At 44.0% G+C, this 15,594-nt stretch carries 16 protein-coding genes; 8 read left to right on the forward strand and 8 right to left on the reverse strand.

Going from position 1 to position 15,594, the window contains the following annotated elements; translation table 11 throughout:
* Positions 1-6 precede the first annotated feature (6 nt).
* The gene (locus AC0J2F_RS09560) at positions 7-537 is read left to right on the forward strand and encodes a gamma carbonic anhydrase family protein (RefSeq protein WP_473007454.1); all 531 of its coding nucleotides are present in this window, start codon (positions 7-9) and stop codon (positions 535-537) included.
* Here the strand turns inward: AC0J2F_RS09560 and murI are convergent.
* From murI to AC0J2F_RS09600, 8 genes are all read right to left on the reverse strand, one after another.
* Positions 522-1,310, reverse strand: coding sequence for a glutamate racemase (murI, locus tag AC0J2F_RS09565; protein ID WP_473007455.1), 789 nt, complete (start codon positions 1,308-1,310; stop codon positions 522-524). The two genes, AC0J2F_RS09560 and murI, sit on opposite strands and share 16 nt — an antisense overlap.
* A 68-nt stretch (positions 1,311-1,378) precedes the next feature.
* Positions 1,379-1,894, reverse strand: coding sequence for an OmpH/Skp family outer membrane protein (locus AC0J2F_RS09570; RefSeq protein ID WP_473007456.1), 516 nt, complete (start codon positions 1,892-1,894; stop codon positions 1,379-1,381).
* 52 nt (positions 1,895-1,946) lie between these two features.
* Entirely contained in the window at positions 1,947-2,816 is an 870-nt protein-coding gene (locus AC0J2F_RS09575; RefSeq protein WP_473007457.1) for an OmpH/Skp family outer membrane protein, read from the reverse strand.
* Between the two features lie 43 nt (positions 2,817-2,859).
* Positions 2,860-5,409, reverse strand: coding sequence for an outer membrane protein assembly factor BamA (bamA, locus tag AC0J2F_RS09580; protein ID WP_473009383.1), 2,550 nt, complete (start codon positions 5,407-5,409; stop codon positions 2,860-2,862).
* Between the two features lie 4 nt (positions 5,410-5,413).
* Positions 5,414-6,154 (reverse strand): isoprenyl transferase, encoded by a 741-nt coding sequence (locus tag AC0J2F_RS09585; protein ID WP_473007458.1) that lies wholly within the window; start codon positions 6,152-6,154, stop codon positions 5,414-5,416.
* Positions 6,155-6,156: 2 nt separating this feature from the next.
* The gene (porG, locus tag AC0J2F_RS09590) at positions 6,157-6,852 is read right to left on the reverse strand and encodes a type IX secretion system protein PorG (RefSeq protein WP_473007459.1); all 696 of its coding nucleotides are present in this window, start codon (positions 6,850-6,852) and stop codon (positions 6,157-6,159) included.
* 93 nt (positions 6,853-6,945) lie between these two features.
* Entirely contained in the window at positions 6,946-7,839 is an 894-nt protein-coding gene (locus AC0J2F_RS09595; RefSeq protein WP_473007460.1) for an NAD kinase, read from the reverse strand.
* Between the two features lie 22 nt (positions 7,840-7,861).
* Positions 7,862-8,518, reverse strand: coding sequence for a CBS domain-containing protein (locus AC0J2F_RS09600; RefSeq protein WP_473007461.1), 657 nt, complete (start codon positions 8,516-8,518; stop codon positions 7,862-7,864).
* 84 nt (positions 8,519-8,602) lie between these two features.
* Here AC0J2F_RS09600 and AC0J2F_RS09605 point away from each other — a divergent pair, with 84 nt between their 5' ends.
* From AC0J2F_RS09605 to clpP, 7 genes are all read left to right on the forward strand, one after another.
* A complete protein-coding gene (locus tag AC0J2F_RS09605) occupies positions 8,603-9,316 on the forward strand; it encodes a pyridoxine 5'-phosphate synthase (RefSeq protein ID WP_473007462.1) in 714 nt (237 codons plus the stop codon).
* Entirely contained in the window at positions 9,316-10,080 is a 765-nt protein-coding gene (locus AC0J2F_RS09610) for an alpha/beta fold hydrolase (RefSeq protein ID WP_473007463.1), read from the forward strand. The genes AC0J2F_RS09605 and AC0J2F_RS09610 overlap by 1 nt, the downstream gene beginning before the upstream one ends.
* 104 nt (positions 10,081-10,184) lie before the next feature.
* Positions 10,185-11,435, forward strand: a complete 1,251-nt coding sequence (locus tag AC0J2F_RS09615) for an OmpP1/FadL family transporter (RefSeq protein WP_473007464.1) — start codon at positions 10,185-10,187, stop codon at positions 11,433-11,435.
* A gap of 23 nt (positions 11,436-11,458) precedes the next feature.
* Entirely contained in the window at positions 11,459-12,991 is a 1,533-nt protein-coding gene (locus tag AC0J2F_RS09620; protein ID WP_473007465.1) for a G-D-S-L family lipolytic protein, read from the forward strand.
* 59 nt (positions 12,992-13,050) lie between these two features.
* Positions 13,051-13,404 carry a phage holin family protein gene (locus AC0J2F_RS09625; RefSeq protein ID WP_087523379.1) on the forward strand — a complete coding sequence of 118 codons (354 nt, stop codon included), beginning with the start codon at positions 13,051-13,053 and terminating at the stop codon, positions 13,402-13,404.
* Positions 13,405-13,482: 78 nt separating this feature from the next.
* Positions 13,483-14,805: a trigger factor gene (tig, locus tag AC0J2F_RS09630; protein WP_087523378.1), complete on the forward strand. Its 1,323-nt coding sequence runs from the start codon at positions 13,483-13,485 to the stop codon at positions 14,803-14,805.
* Between the two features lie 93 nt (positions 14,806-14,898).
* The gene (gene clpP / locus AC0J2F_RS09635; RefSeq protein ID WP_473007466.1) at positions 14,899-15,573 is read left to right on the forward strand and encodes an ATP-dependent Clp endopeptidase proteolytic subunit ClpP; all 675 of its coding nucleotides are present in this window, start codon (positions 14,899-14,901) and stop codon (positions 15,571-15,573) included.
* Positions 15,574-15,594: the final 21 nt, after the last annotated feature.

The following is a 15,594-nucleotide window of genomic DNA, read 5'->3' on the forward strand; positions in this document are numbered from 1 at the left end:
TCGATTATGCATATTTTACCTGTACGCGGTATACATCCGCAGATCCCTGAAGATTGTTTTATAGCCCCAAATGCAACTATAATTGGGGAAGTGACAATGGGTCCGCGTTGTAGCGTGTGGTTCAATGCGGTGATTAGGGGAGACGTTCATTTTATCAAAATAGGGGAGCAGGTTAACATTCAAGACGGTGCGGTTATTCACGCCACTTATAAAAAGTCCCCAACCACCATTGGAAACAATGTTTCCATAGGGCACAACGCCATTGTACACGGTTGCACCATACACGATAATGTACTTGTTGGGATGGGTAGTATTATTATGGACGATTGTGTGATCGAGTCAGGAAGTATCATTGCTGCAGGAGCTGTTCTGACCAAGAATACTCATGTTCCTGCGGGGAGTATCTATGCCGGAACACCCGCTAAAATGATCAAATCAGTCAGTGCTGAACTTTCTACGGGAGAGATAGATCGAATTGCCAACAATTATGTGAAATACGCCTCTTGGTTCAAAGATCCGGATCAGAAATCCTTATAACTGATCTGTTTTTGGGCTGTATTGTCTGCTAGGAGTTTTTTAAGCACCTCTGGATCGCCGTTGGTGTAGAATACGTGCTGTGGGTCTTGTTGCTCACAAAGAAGCTCGTTTTGCGTTAGAATGCGCTGGGTTTGACGCGCTACGGCCAGGCCACTATCTATAATTTTCACTTCATTGCCAAGTAAACTACTAATAAGCGGGATAAGATAAGGATAATGACTGCAGCCCAATACCAAATGATCCACCTTCGCGGCCTTCATAGGAGCCAAATACTTATTGAGCAGCTCTAGCATCTGAGGACTCTGTATTTGGTCGCTTTCAATAAGTTCTACCAAGCCGCTTCCAATAACTTCAATGACTTGTATGTCTTTGGCGAAGGTTTCAGAGGTCTTTGCAAAAAGAGCACTACTTAAAGTTCCTTGTGTGGCCAGTATACCAATGCTTTTAGTTTGGGTTTGTAAAGCGGCAGGCTTAATAGCTGGTTCTATTCCAATAAAAGGGAGGTCGTAGGTTGCTCTAAGATGATCTATGGCGTTGGTAGTGGCAGTATTGCAGGCAACCACTATGATCTTAGCTCCTTGAGCAATTAAAAACTCCGTATTCTTAACACTCAATGCCGTGATCTCGGCCTTGGACTTCTTGCCATAAGGTGCATTGCGACTGTCTGCCAGATACAAGGTTTGCTCCATAGGCATTTGGACTTGAATGGCACGCCAAATGGAAGTGCCGCCAACACCCGAGTCAAAAATACCGATGGGACCTTTTTTGTTCATGAGCTAAAAATAAAAAACTGCCTCCGGGAATCCGAAGGCAGTTCTTAAAAAGTTTAAAGCAGATAAGATTAAATACCCATCTCTTTTTTAACGGCAGTCAAAAGGTCTGGTCCATCACAAAGGATAACTCCGTTCCCTACAGCGCAATCCAATACGTATTGGTATCCTTGCTCACGGGCTACTTTCTGAATTGCAGCACGCGCTTTTTCCAATAGTGGAGTCATAAGGTCAACTTCTTTTTGCTGAAGGTCCTTAAGTGCGTTTTGCTGATATTCCTGAATTTTCTTTTGCATATCCTGAACCTCTTTAGAGCGACGGATGTTCTCATCATCGGTCTTGCTCTCGGCCTCGGCATTGTATTGCTTCATTTTAGCTTCCCACTCTTGAGCCATAGTTTTGATCTCAGCATCATAAGTGGCTTGCAATTTCTTTAATTGGTTTTGTGCGTCCACCATGCTCGGCATAGCTTCTACCAACTTTTGGGTGTCAATATGGGCAGTTTTTGCCGCATCTTGAGCTTGCACAAATCCGGTAGCTCCAACAAACAACACCAACGCTACGCATAAAGATTTCAAATGTTTCATTGTAATTGTATTAATGTTTAAGTAAGTATATAGATTATCAATTTAATGTGAGTTAAAGGCCTCCGCCATCGTCTTCACCTCCGTCGTCGTCGTTATTCTGACGTGCAGCACGAGCGGCGTCGATGGAATCTTTTCTGGCTTGACGCTCGGCCAACAATCTGGCTCTTCTAGCGTCGAACTCTGCTTTTTTAGCAGCGCGCACAGAGTCACGTACTCTTTTGCGTTCTGCCAAAAGTGTTTCTCTTTCGGTTTTTTGTGCGGCCGCAGCAGCAGCGCGCTCTTGGTTCTTAGCTTCTATTTCTTGCTCTTTTGCCGTAACTACAGCATCTTCTTCTGCAGATAGCGCTTCGCGAGCTTCGATCTCTTCTTTATCTTTTTTAGATGTGGCCTGAGTTCGTTTAGCCGCTCTGTTGATAGAGCGTACTACCTGGTCACTGATATCATTACGCTCCGCAGCAAACAACATAACAATGTCTGCAGACTTGTCGAAGATAAAATCGTATTTCTTGGCCTCTGCGATCTCTTGAACGATGTTGAAGACTTGATCTTGAACAGGCTGTACCAATTGTCTGCGTTGGATAGCTAAATCGCCATTAGGCCCAAAACGCTTCTGCTGGTAATCCAGTACTTCGTCTTGTTTTACTTGGATCTCCTCTTCACGCTCCTCTATCAATTCCTTGGTAAGCAAAACGCGTTCATTGCTCAAGTCGACCTTCATTTGATCTACTTCTGCCAGTTTCTTTTCAATGTCCTTTTTCCACTGCTGAACCTTGTTGTCCAATTGCAGGGAAGCCTCTTGGTATTCCGGAACGTTCTCCAGAATGTACTCCATATCAATATAACCGATACGCGCTCCACGTTGCGCATAGGTCAGGCTGCCGATCATAAGGGCAGAAGCCAAGAGAATTAATTTTAATCGCATAATCGTCGTTAGTTGAGTAATTGAAAATATCGTGCCAAAACGTTTAAAAACGTTGACCAATTATAAAATGCGTCTCCCATCCATTTGGCTCGATTCCACCAGGAATAGGGTCGAAACCGTATCCGAAATCGATTCCCAAGAGTCCAAACGCAGGCATAAATATACGGATTCCTGCGCCAGCAGAACGATTAATAACGAAGGGATTATAATCTCTAAAACTATCCCAAGCCGCTCCACCTTCAATGAACGTCAATGCGTATATGGTTGCCAGTTGTTTTAAACTGATAGGGTAACGCAGTTCTAACGTAAATTTGTTAAAAATCGTATTTCCATCAATGGTCGATAGCGATTGGTTTGGATAACCGCGCAACTGAATCACTTCACGACCATCCAAAGCAAAGGCTCCAAGTCCGTCACCACCCACAAAGAAACGCTCAAAAGGAGGGATCCCACGATCGTTGTTATAGGCACCCAAGAAACCAAATTCAGCATGGGTTCTTAGTACTAATTTATCGACAACACGAGTATACCAGGTTGCGTTGAATTTGATCTTGTAGAATTCCAACCACTTGAAACGCTCTTGGTCAATTCGCGCCTGATCTGGATTACCGTTAGCATCTTGGAATTCCGGATCGTTTTGCAAATTGGCAAAGTCTGTATTGCTAAACAGCGACCATGGCGGCGTTAGTTTAGCCGTCAAGGCAAACTGCGAACCTCCTAAAGGATAGATCGGGTTTACCGTGGTGTTGTCACGACTCAAACCAATAGTATAAGCCAAGTTGTTGGAGAATCCATCACCAAAAGTAAATAGGTTGGTAACATAATTCTTCAGGTCAAAGTGCTGGAAGCTTACCGCATGCGAGATTTGGAAATAATCATCAGGCCACTTGAGGCGTTTTGCAATTCCCAAAGATCCACCAGTGATTAAGAACTTACGCGAACGGTCTGCATCTCTACTTCTAAAGTCAAAAAAGAACTGTACGGTATGCGAGAACGAGGCCGAGAACTGTATCGGTTTACGACCACCCAGCCAAGGCTCAATAAATGACAAACTGTACGTTTGGAAGAATGTACTGGCCTGCGCTCTTAGGGATAAGGTTTGTCCGTCTCCCATCGGAAGCGGCTTGTACGCCTTTCCGTTAAAGATATTTCTAATGGAGAAGTTGTTGAACGAAAGCCCAACGGTTCCTACGAATCCACCTCCACCGTAACCACCTTGTAGTTCGATCTGGCTCGATCCTTTCTCCACTACAGAATATTCCATATCTAGGGTACCGGAATTCGGATCTACGTTCTTAAAGTTCGGTGAGATCTGCTCAGGATCAAAGTATCCAACCTGTCCCAATTCGCGAACCGTACGCACTACATTGGCTTTCGAATAGATTTCGCCTGGGCGCGTTCTAAGTTCCCGATATACCACGTGGTCATTGGTACGGGTGTTCCCAACCACGGTTACGTGATCAAAGTAAGCTGGTTTTCCTTCTATGATACGGATCTCGAAATCTATGGTGTCGTTTCTTACGTTTACCTCCACAGGGTTAATACGAGAGAAGAGGTAACCGTTGTTCTGGTATTGGTTGGTGAGGTCTAAAGCCTCCGGGTCGCCTACATCGGCAATGCGTTCCTCTAGGAGTACTCCGTTGTAGGTGTCTCCTTTTTGGATTCCCAAGACACGGCTTAGCAATTCGTCACTAAAGACACTGTTTCCGATGAAATCGATATCTCCGAAGTAGTATTGATTTCCTTCTTCGACTGTTAGCTCAAGGGCAACTGTATTGTCGGATTTGCGAATTAAAGTATCCCTCACGATACGCGCGTCGCGATAACCGTTCTCTTTGTACTTGTCGATGATGGATTGCTTATCTGCTTCGTAATCGTCGCGGATATACTTAGAGCGTTTCCAGAATCGCAAAGGGAATTTTTTCTTGGTATTCTTCATGGCCTTCTGAAGCTTTGCGTCAGAAAGCGCTTCATTGCCATCAATAGTGATCTGATCAACTTTAACGCGTTCACCTTTGTCTATGGCGATAGCCAAGTCTTGTTTGGTGTCCAAACCAGTAACGGAGTCAATCACAGCAGAGGTGCTCATGATCACTTGGGCATTTAGAAAGCCTTGTTCGCGATATTTGTTGAGGATATAATTCTTAGTGGTAGTAAGCAGGTTTTGCGTAACCTTTTGCCCTTTTTTAAGCTCGTTATCGTTGATGATATCGCGAGCCTTACGATCTCTTATACCAGATATAGAGACATTGTTCAAGGTTGGTAGCTCCTGGATGCTGATCTCTAGATCTACCACATCGCCTTCCATACGGGTCACATAAATGCTGATGTCTGAGAACAGGTTCTGATCCCAAAGGTTGGTGATGATGTCGCTCAGGCGTTGCCCTGGCACATAGATGCGCTCTCCGGATTTAAGCCCGGTAAAGGTAAGTACGGTCTGTGCGTTGTAACTTTTGAGTCCTGTGATCTCAATATTACCGATCTCGTATTTGCGATTGGCGTCCAGATCGCGTTTCTGACTGAAGCCGGAAAAGCTCAGCAGCAATAACAGCAAGAGAAGGGGTAAAGTTCTTTTATAGGAATTCAAAAATATAGTGTTAGTTGAGTTGTTCACTGGTCTTTCCAAATCTGCGTTCTCTGTTTTGATAATTCAGAATAGCCTCGTATAGATTTTCCTTTCTAAAATCGGGCCAAAGTACCTCTGTAAAATATAATTCCGCATAAGCGATCTGCCAGAGTAAAAAGTTGCTTATACGCTGCTCTCCACTGGTGCGGATCAACAGATCCACGTCCGGTAAATTAAGCGTGTAAAGATGCTTATTTATAACGTCTTCATCAATCTTTTCAATCGAAATTATGTTATTTTTAACTTTGGAACTTATTTCTTTAATAGTTTTTGTGATTTCCTCTCTGGAGCCGTAACTCAGGGCCAATGTCAAGGTCATTTGCTCATTGTCTTTTGTGGCTTCAATTACTTCATTGAGTTCCATTCTGGCCTTGTCTGGCAAGTCCTGAAGGGCTCCAATTGCTCCGAGGCGTATGTTGTTTTTCTGTAAGGTCTTCAGCTCTTTTTTAAGGCTAGAGACCAAGAGTTTCATAAGGGTTTGTACCTCTAATTTGGGACGATTCCAGTTTTCTGTCGAAAAGGCGTAAAGTGTTAAAAAAGGAATGCCTAATTCGGCAGCCCCTTCAACTACTTCTTTTACGGCTTTGGCACCGCTTTCGTGACCTTTGGTTCTGAAAAGACCGTGCTTTTTAGCCCAACGACCATTACCGTCCATAATTACGGCGAGGTGCTGTGGCAGCTTATCTTTATCGATACGGTCCAAATCGTTCATTGCTAAAAGTTACAATAACAAGGTTGGCGACCAAAGGTAAAGCTCAAGGTAAGTCCTGTGAACACGTACCAATCGTCGCTGTTTAGGTTGCCAAATTTAAGGCTTTGGTCGTCTGCTAGATCCTTTACCGGATTGCTGCCGTCCAAGGCGTCTGTTAGGGTATATCGGGCTCCAAATTCAATTCCGAGAATCATCTTGGTTCCTAAGGTAGCTTTATAGCCAACAACCATTGGGATCGCGAAATCCCAAGCGCTGTCAAATTTACGAATCACATCGGTATTAGGGTCCCTAAAAAGGTTATTATATCGAAAATACGTCAAACCGGTATATAAATAGGGTGTACGTTGTGGTTGTCCAGAATACATATTGAATTCCAGGAAGTTAAATTCAAGTCCGAGCGATGCTTCTGTTATCGAATTGGTAAAGGTATAAGCGCGTTGGGCACGTCTGCTTTCGCTGGATTTGGTGTCGTCTCCTTTGAGGTTGGATTGGATTAAAGTAAAGCGGAAGGCATGTCTGGGGCCGCGATTCCATTTGAGGATTCCTCCAAAGTGAAGCGTGTTAGGCGAGATGTAATTGGTGCGTCCTACGTCGCCAATAAAATTGGTTCCGCCCAGAACAGCTCCTATCTCGTAGGTTTGACCGAAGCTCATAAAGCTTCCTAATCCCATAAAAAACAGCAAAAATAAGGCCCTCATATCCCTGAAAAAACGTGCAAATATAACAATAAACTTGAGGTATCCACAGCCTTAACTGCATCCTCCGAGAAGTAAAACAGTAAAACGCCTCTTTTATTGTTTAAAATTGCGCTTGTCTTCGCCCCAAAGAAGCTTCTGTCTTATGGTTTTAATAAAGCTGTCGTGGTTGAGTTGAACCAGAGAAATTGTAAAGGGAGCTCGAGTGATCTCCACCTCAGTATCGTTGGCCAAAGTTACGATCCTGGAATCTAAAGAAAGTAGATAAGAATCCTCACGTCCGTACACTTGCAAGCCGATGGTCGTATCGTCGGGAATAACAAAGGGCCTGGCGTTGAGGTTATGCGGGGCAATAGGGGTGATCACGAAGGAGTTTGATTTTGGATCGATAACAGGCCCTGCGCAGCTCAAAGAGTAACCCGTTGAACCTGTAGGTGTAGCCACAATAAGCCCGTCGGACCAATAACTGGTCAAATACTCGCCGTTGAGCTCCGTAGCAACCCGTATCATGCTGGTGGTGTTCTTTCTGTTTACGGCAACCTCGTTCAAGGCAAAGTTCAGCACTCCTTCCATGGCAGTGGCAGGAGTAGTTTTTACTTGCAGCAAACTGCGCTCAGAAATGGAGTATTCTCCGTTTAGGATATGATCTATATGTTCTTTTAGATCGTCTTTTTGAATGGTGGCCAGAAAGCCTAAACGGCCTGTGTTGATTCCGACAATAGGAATATTCAGGTCCTTGACGTAAGTGATGGAACGCAAGATCGTCCCGTCTCCGCCAATACTAAAAAAGAGGTCGAAAGAATCATCCAAACTGCTAAAGGTCTCAAAACCTTCGTAGTCCTTTTCGATGTTCTCATTTGCTCGTATTAGCTCCAAAAAATTGGCCTCAATATAAACATCGGCCTTGGCTTTATCTAGCGCGTTGAGTACTGAAGCGATATAGCCGCCCGAATTTTTGTGGTAAAATTGTCCGTAGATCGCGATTTTCATGCGCAGCTTTTAAAGGCTTAGATTACATGTTTAGGTACTTGTCCAGATATTTGGAGCGTTCTTTCAAACTATCCATGTAGGTGTCTTCCGCATGTTGTGATACGATATTGTATCCGTAGCGTCTAAAGGTTTGCACTATGGTGTTGATTCCTGTAGGTGCAATTTTTACGGTAGCTTGAATAAGATCGTTCTCCATATGAGAAACAAATACACCCAAAAGTCTGGCGTCGTTGGATTCCACGATCTGACAGATCTCGCTAAAAGAATAGTCATTCACGCCCTTTTCTACAATGATAATGCCTCCGGCTTCGTGTAAAAATGGTGTTTCGCTGAACAGGTTCATAATATCACCCAACTCGAAATAACCCAAATACTGTTGATTGTCGTCCAATACGGGCATGATGTTGCTGTTGTATTGGGCAAAGGCTTCGAGAACGTCCAGCCAATTGGTCTTTTCGCGAACAAAGAATCCTTCTAAGGCATACTGCACATCTAAAAGTGTTTTGTCGCTTTCAAAGCAATGCGCATCTGTCTCGGAGATACAACCCAAATAGGTGCCCTCATTAAAAACTGGCAGATGGGAATATGTCAGGTTATTAAAAGTGTTCTGCACTTCCTTAACCGTAGTTTCCAAGCTGAAAGGTCTAACGTCGTTTATGATATATTCTTCCGTGTTCAAGCCGTTAATTTTTATGCAAATTAATCAATTTTAAGGAGCATGAGCCCTTATCATCTTCGTATTTTTGTAATCAAATACTAAGCCATGACGCGATTAAGCGTAAATATCAATAAAATTGCCACCCTGCGCAATGCCAGAGGAGGAAACGTACCCAATCTGCTAAAAGTAGCTGCCGATATCCAAGATTTCGGCGCTCACGGAATCACCATCCATCCAAGACCGGACGAGCGTCATATTCGCTATCAGGATGCGCGAGACCTAAAGGCAGTGGTTCATACTGAGTTCAATATAGAAGGTAATCCTGTTGGGAGTTTTGTCGATCTGGTCAATGAAGTTGTGCCAGAACAGGTCACTTTGGTGCCGGATGCAGAAGATGTATTGACCTCCAATGCCGGTTGGGATACCCAAAAACACAAGGACTTTTTAAGCGAGATCATTGCACAATTCAAGGCTAAAGGCATGCGGACCTCGATCTTTGTAGATCCGGTTCCAGCCATGATAGAAGGAGCTGCTTTGGTCGGGACAGATCGGATAGAGCTCTACACAGAAGCCTACGCCAGCGGTTATGCCGCCGGAAATAAAGAAGCGGTAAAGCCTTATACGGCTTGTGCTCAATTGGCACATGAGCTCGGTTTGGGTGTAAATGCCGGTCATGACCTGTCGTTAGATAACATCGCCTTTTTTGCCCAGCAGGTTCCAAACTTGGACGAGGTATCCATAGGGCACGCTTTGATCTCTGAGTCGCTTTATCTGGGCTTGGAGAATGTGGTGAATATGTATATTAATAAGTTGAAGTAATGAGCGTTTTGCACTCACGTATTCTTGGAGAAGGTCAACCTTTAGTGATCTTGCACGGGTTTTTAGGCATGGGTGATAACTGGAAAACCTTGGCCAATAGATTTGAAGCAGATGGTTTTCAGGTCCATTTGGTAGATCAGCGCAATCATGGGCGTAGTTTTCACGCTAGTGGATTCTCTTACGAATTAATGGCCGCAGACCTGTTGGCCTATATGGATCATCACGGCTTGGAAAAAGCGAATTTGATCGGACATTCTATGGGCGGGAAGACGGTTATGGAATTTGCTGTCAACTATCCACAGCGAGTTTTAAAACTCATTGTTGCCGATATCGCGCCTAAAAGCTATCCGCAGCACCATCAAGCCATATTGAAAGGTCTGGGCTTGCTATGGGATGCCCAATTGGACAGCAGATCGCAAGCAGACGAACTTTTGGCTACTGAGGTGCCGGATGCTGGGGTAAGACAGTTTTTATTAAAGAACTTGTATTGGAAAGAGAAAGGAATCCTCGGATTGCGCATGAACTTGCCGGTACTAGCTGAAAATATAGAAGAGGTAGGCAAGCCTTTAGCTGCTGATGCGCATTACACGGGTCCAACTTTGTTTTTAAAAGGTGCGCGATCTGATTATATCCTTCCTATGGATGAAATTTTGATCAAACGTCATTTTCCAGAGGCACAAGTGGTGGAAGTTGGCGAGGCCGGCCATTGGCTACATGCCGAAAATCCTAGGGAATTTTACCAAAATGTTATAGATTTTTTATAACATTGCACAACATTTATTATGTATGCATAATAAATAGGTAGTACTTAAAAAGAACTACCTTTGTAATTGAACTAATACTACAAACTAATTTTTAATCCCTTTTTATGAAAAAATTACTCATTTTCGCTGTTTTTGCGTTGACTGCGGCGGTGACTTATGCAGGTGGATACCGAGTGAGTCTACAGGGGCAGAAATCTCTGGCTATGGGACACACGGGTGTGGCAGTCGTGAACAGTGCCGAATTGGTGTTTTTTAACCCTGCCGGTATGGTCTACCTGGAAAACAAACTCAACATCTCTGCTGGGGTGAGCGGTGTGTTCTCCGACGTTAAATTCCAAAATTCAGAATTTGGTTACACTTCAGAGACTGACAGTCCTGTTGGAACCCCTTTCTATTTGTATGCTTCTTATAAGGCAACCGACTGGCTAGCTTTTGGATTAGGAGTGTACACGCCTTACGGAAGTTCTGTTGAGTACCCGACAGACTGGGCCGGATCGCACTTGGTTAACAATATTGAGTTGGCTGCTATCTTTGTACAGCCTACAGTATCTGTTAAATTATTCGACGAGTTGAGTATCGGTGGTGGACCTATCTACGTGAGCGGTTCTGTAAACTTTAACCGAAACTTGAACCGTACTTTAACTGATCTTGATGGTAACAGAACTAATGTTACTGTTGATGCTTCTGGGGTAAATGCCTGGGGTTATACTATTGGTGCAATGTTTACACCAACAGACAAGATCAAGATTGGATTCAACTACCGTTCAGAGATTATTTTGGACGCAGAAGGTGGTGAGGCCGATTTCGAGAATGTACCGAATTCACCTTTGACTCCTTTTGCTGATACAACCTTTGATGCTTCACTTCCTCTTCCTGCGGAATTGACAGTTGGATTCTCGTATGAGTTCTGTGAGAAATGGTTGTTCGCTTTCGATTTCAACCGTGCTTTCTGGGATGTATACAACTCCTTGGATATCGACTTTGCAGATCCGAACATCCCTGATTCCTTTAACAGAAGAAACTACAAGAACGCTTCTATTTACCGTTTCGGGTTACAATATGAGGCTACTTCTAAGTTTACCTTGCGTGCAGGATACTACTTTGATGAGTCTCCGGTGCAAGACGGGTTCTTCGCTCCAGAAACTCCGCGTAACGATTCTAACGGATATACTGCTGGTTTGACTTTCAACCTAAGCGACCGTTTCCAGATCGATGCTTCATTCCTTTACTTACGATTCAAAGAAGTTGACGCTTCTTACGATTTCTACTTTGAGAATGGGGTAGCCGTACCTTTTGGAGGAACTTACAAGTCGAGCTCATTCATTCCAGGTTTGGGAATCTCCTACAGACTGTAATCACAACTTAATCTGATAAGCATATGAAAACATATATTAAATATTTATTTGTCGCTTCTGCAGCTTTCTTTGCGAGTTGTGAAGTTGATTTTGACGAACCGATCACTGACGAAGGCTTCTACACCACAGGAGAGGCCAATATGTCTAGTTTTGTTGCCGTGGGTAACTCCCTAACAGCCGGATACGCTGACGGTGCATTATATATCACAGGACAAGAGAACTCTTATCCTAACATTCTTGCCAACCAATTTGCACTTGCAGGTGGTGGGGCATTCACCCAGCCTTTAGTTGATGACAACTTAGGTGGCTTGTTATTAAGCGGTAACCAGATCGCTGAGAACCGCTTTGTGTTGGCTGTAGATGCTAACGGAAATCCTGGTCCTGCTCGTTTGAGTGGTATGCCAACCACCGATGTGGCTAACGGTCTAGCAAGTCCATTCAACAATATGGGTATTCCTGGAGCTAAGAGTTTCCACTTAGTAGCACCTGGATACGGTGATGTTAACGGAGTACTTACTGGAACTGCGAACCCGTATTACGCGCGTATCGCTACTAGCGGTTCTGCTACTGTAATTGGAGATGCAACCTCTTTGAATCCATCTTTCTTTAGCCTTTGGATTGGAAACAACGATATCCTTTCTTACGCTACTAGTGGAGGTTCTGGAGTTGATCAGACCGGAAACCTAGATCCGTCTACTTACGGACCAAACGATATCACAGACCCTAACGTATTTGCTTCTGTATTCAGTCAAGAAGTTGAAGCACTTGCAGCTGGTGGATCTGGTGGTGTTGTTTTGAATATCCCAGACGTAACATCTATTCCTTATTTTACAACAGTGCCTGTAAATTCTATTCCTCTTGATGCTGCTACTGCAGAGGCTTTGAATGCTAACTTTGCGCTTTACAACGACCTTGTATTGCCTGGTTTGGTTAGCTTCGGAGTTATTACTGCGGAAGAGGCTGCGATGCGTACCGTATCTTTCTCAGAAGGACTAGGAAACGCGCCTATCATTGTAGATACTGATCTTACTGACGTTACTACAATCTTACAAGGGCCTCCTGCGAATTTACCTCCGGATGTTGCAGCGCTATTAGGACAATTGCGTCAGGCTAACGCCAACGACCTTATCGTTCTTCCTGCTGCTAGCGTATTGGGTACTCAAGTAGGTGACGATCCTACAGCGATCAATGGAGTGTCTGTTCCATTGGCAAACCAATTTGTTCTTACTGCTACTGAGCAAGCTCGTGTAGCTGCTGCAGGAGCTGCATATAACGCTGCTATTCAAAACATCGCTGCGGCTAACGACATCGCTTTTGTAGACGCTAGATCTGCTTTGGCCCAAGTTGCTAACGGTGGTGTGATGAGCGACGGTGTAATGTTGACCAACGAGTTTGTTACTGGTGGAGCTTTCTCTTTAGATGGAGTTCACCCAACGCCTCGTGGATATGCTTACACAGCAAATCTGATTATCGATGCTATCAATTCCAAGTACGGAGCCAATATTCCAAATGTGGATATAGGAACCTTTGGAACGGTAACCTTGAGCAACGACTAGGTTCGTAGCTAAAACATAGAAAAAAGCGTTATCTTAGGGTAACGCTTTTTTTTTATGAAATGAATACACTTATCAAAATAGCCCTTACGGCCGGAGCTGTACTTATCTTGGCCAATGTGCTTCCGGGTGTTGCTGTGTCGGGTTATTGGGGCGCTATCATAGTTGCAGTGGTCTTGGCTATCTTGCGCTTAGTGGTCAAACCCTTGCTCATCCTCTTCACTTTGCCCTTGACCATTTTAACCTTAGGATTGTTCCTCTTTGTGATCAATGCGATTATCGTGCTTTTAGCCAGTGAGCTTTTAGACGGATTTAGAGTGGATGGATTCTGGTGGGCCGTACTGTTCAGCGTCCTTCTATCCTGCTTACAAGCCTTTGTCAATTCCTTGGTCAAAGAAGAAAAACCAACCTCCTGATAATCAAGTTTTGGTTCCCTTGCTGATGGCTTAAAAAAGTCGTACTTTTGCCCTCCGATTTTCAGAGAAAAACACATTATGAACATCAGCAGAACCGATATTGATGATTTGAACGCCGTAGTAACTGTGGCGATCGAAAAAAAGGACTACGCAGAGAAGGTAGACACCATTTTAAACAACTACAGAAAGAACGCCAACATTCCTGGTTTCCGCAAAGGACATGTGCCAATGGGAATGGTAAAGCGCCAATACGGGAAGGCCGTTTTGGTTGACGAGGTGAATAAGCTGTTGCAAGACTCCTTGCACAAATATTTGACTGAGGAGAAATTAGAGGTATTGGGTAACCCACTGCCTAAGAACGAGACCGACATAAATTGGGATGGAGACGATTTCAATTTTGAATTCGAACTAGGTCTTGCTCCAAAGTTCGAGGTGGATCTAAAGCCTAAGAAAGCGGTGACCCACTACAAGATCGTTGCCGATGACGAAATGATCGACAATCAAGTAACCAGCATCCGCAAGCAATACGGAAAACTCATTAGCCAAGCAGAAGTTGTAGAAAGTGCGGAGATTACCGGAACTTTCAAGAACGAAGAAGCAGGTATCGACAACAAGACCACCTTATCTCTGGATCGCGTTGACGGAAAGCGTCAGCAGAAAGCATTATTAGGAGCAAAAGCAGGTGAAACGGTTAAGTTGAAGACCAAGTCCATGTTTAAGGACGATCACCAAAACCAACACGTCTTTGGAGTATCTCACGACGATGCACACGGCTTGGATGTTGAGGTAGAATTTACCATCGACGAGATCAACACTCGCGAGCTCGCTGAAATGAATCAGGAGTTGTTTGACAAGCTTTTTGGAAAAGACGTTGTGAAATCAGAAGCAGAATTGCGCGAAAAGATCAAAGAAGATGCAGAGCGTCAGTTTGCTCAACAAGCAGATCAGAAGCTTCTTAACGATGTAGTAGAAACCTTAATAGACAACACCAAGTTCGATCTGCCAGACGGTTTCTTAAAGCGTTGGTTGCGCGTTGCAGGAGAGCAAGAACTTTCAGAAGAGGAGGCCAACGCAGAATACGAGCGTACCGAAAAAGGCTTGCGTTATCAACTTATTGAAGGCAAACTTCGTGCAGAGCACAATTTACAGGTGACCTTTGACGAGCTTAAGGATTATGCACAGAACATGATCAAGGCACAAATGGCACAGTTTGGGCAAATGAATCCTTCTCAAGAAGAGTTAGACGGAATCACTGCCAGAATAATGAGCAACCAAGAAGAAGTACAACGCTTGCAAGAGCAGTTGAACGGGCAAAAGATGCTTGATTTCTTTAAGGAAAATGCCAAACTGAAGACCAAAGAAGTCACTTATGACGCCTTCGTGAAAGAGGCCTACAGTTAAACCGGCTTATTTTAATTATCTTTAGGCGTCGAATCCGAGAGGATTCACGCCTTTTTTGTCAATTAAAAAACACCTAATTAATCTAGTATTTCAATGGATTACGGAAAAGAATTTAAAAACTTTGCTATAAAGGACCAAGGGATCAGTTCTACCTATTACGATAAGATCGTAAGTAGCATGTATCCTGTTGGTCTAACACCAAATATCATCGAAGAGCGTCAAATGAACATTGCGATCTTCGACGTATTCTCGCGTTTGATGATGGATCGCATTATCTTTCTAGGTACTGGGATCAATGATCAAGTAGCCAATATCATTCAGGCGCAATTGTTGTTTTTGGAGAGTACAGACTCTACCAAAGACATCCAGATCTACATAAACTCACCAGGAGGAAGCGTATATGCCGGTTTAGGTATTTATGACACCATGCAATTCATTAAGCCTGATGTAGCTACTATCTGTACCGGAATGGCAGCTTCTATGGGAGCTGTACTGTTGTGTGCTGGTGCCGAGGGGAAACGCAGTGGTCTAACGCACTCTCGCGTGATGATCCACCAACCTTTAGGAGGCGCTCAAGGACAGGCAAGTGATATTGAGATCACTGCCCGAGAGATCTTGATCTTAAAAGAAGAATTATATCGAATCATTGCCAAGCATTCTGGCCAGACCTATGACAAGATCTACCAAGATTCAGATCGTGATTACTGGATGAAGGCAGACAAAGCCAAAGAATACGGGATGATCGACGAAATACTAACCCGAGGCTAATAGCCGTTAATGCTTTACTCG

This window comes from Gilvibacter sp. CC01 (assembly GCF_055755295.1).

Excerpts from the sequence above, each read along its gene's own strand:
- AC0J2F_RS09615 (WP_473007464.1), top strand. The coding sequence starts at position 10,185 with ATGAAAAAATTACTCATTTTCGCTGTTTTTGCGTTGACTGCGGCGGTG.
- AC0J2F_RS09570 (WP_473007456.1), bottom strand. The coding sequence starts at position 1,894 with ATGAAACATTTGAAATCTTTATGCGTAGCGTTGGTGTTGTTTGTTGGA.
- AC0J2F_RS09625 (WP_087523379.1), top strand. The coding sequence starts at position 13,051 with ATGAATACACTTATCAAAATAGCCCTTACGGCCGGAGCTGTACTTATC.
- AC0J2F_RS09560 (WP_473007454.1), top strand. The coding sequence starts at position 7 with ATGCATATTTTACCTGTACGCGGTATACATCCGCAGATCCCTGAAGAT.
- AC0J2F_RS09575 (WP_473007457.1), bottom strand. The coding sequence starts at position 2,816 with ATGCGATTAAAATTAATTCTCTTGGCTTCTGCCCTTATGATCGGCAGC.
- AC0J2F_RS09585 (WP_473007458.1), bottom strand. The coding sequence starts at position 6,154 with ATGAACGATTTGGACCGTATCGATAAAGATAAGCTGCCACAGCACCTC.
- tig (WP_087523378.1), top strand. The coding sequence starts at position 13,483 with ATGAACATCAGCAGAACCGATATTGATGATTTGAACGCCGTAGTAACT.
- clpP (WP_473007466.1), top strand. The coding sequence starts at position 14,899 with ATGGATTACGGAAAAGAATTTAAAAACTTTGCTATAAAGGACCAAGGG.
- porG (WP_473007459.1), bottom strand. The coding sequence starts at position 6,852 with ATGAGGGCCTTATTTTTGCTGTTTTTTATGGGATTAGGAAGCTTTATG.
- AC0J2F_RS09610 (WP_473007463.1), top strand. The coding sequence starts at position 9,316 with ATGAGCGTTTTGCACTCACGTATTCTTGGAGAAGGTCAACCTTTAGTG.
- AC0J2F_RS09620 (WP_473007465.1), top strand. The coding sequence starts at position 11,459 with ATGAAAACATATATTAAATATTTATTTGTCGCTTCTGCAGCTTTCTTT.
- murI (WP_473007455.1), bottom strand. The coding sequence starts at position 1,310 with ATGAACAAAAAAGGTCCCATCGGTATTTTTGACTCGGGTGTTGGCGGC.
- AC0J2F_RS09605 (WP_473007462.1), top strand. The coding sequence starts at position 8,603 with ATGACGCGATTAAGCGTAAATATCAATAAAATTGCCACCCTGCGCAAT.
- AC0J2F_RS09595 (WP_473007460.1), bottom strand. The coding sequence starts at position 7,839 with ATGAAAATCGCGATCTACGGACAATTTTACCACAAAAATTCGGGCGGC.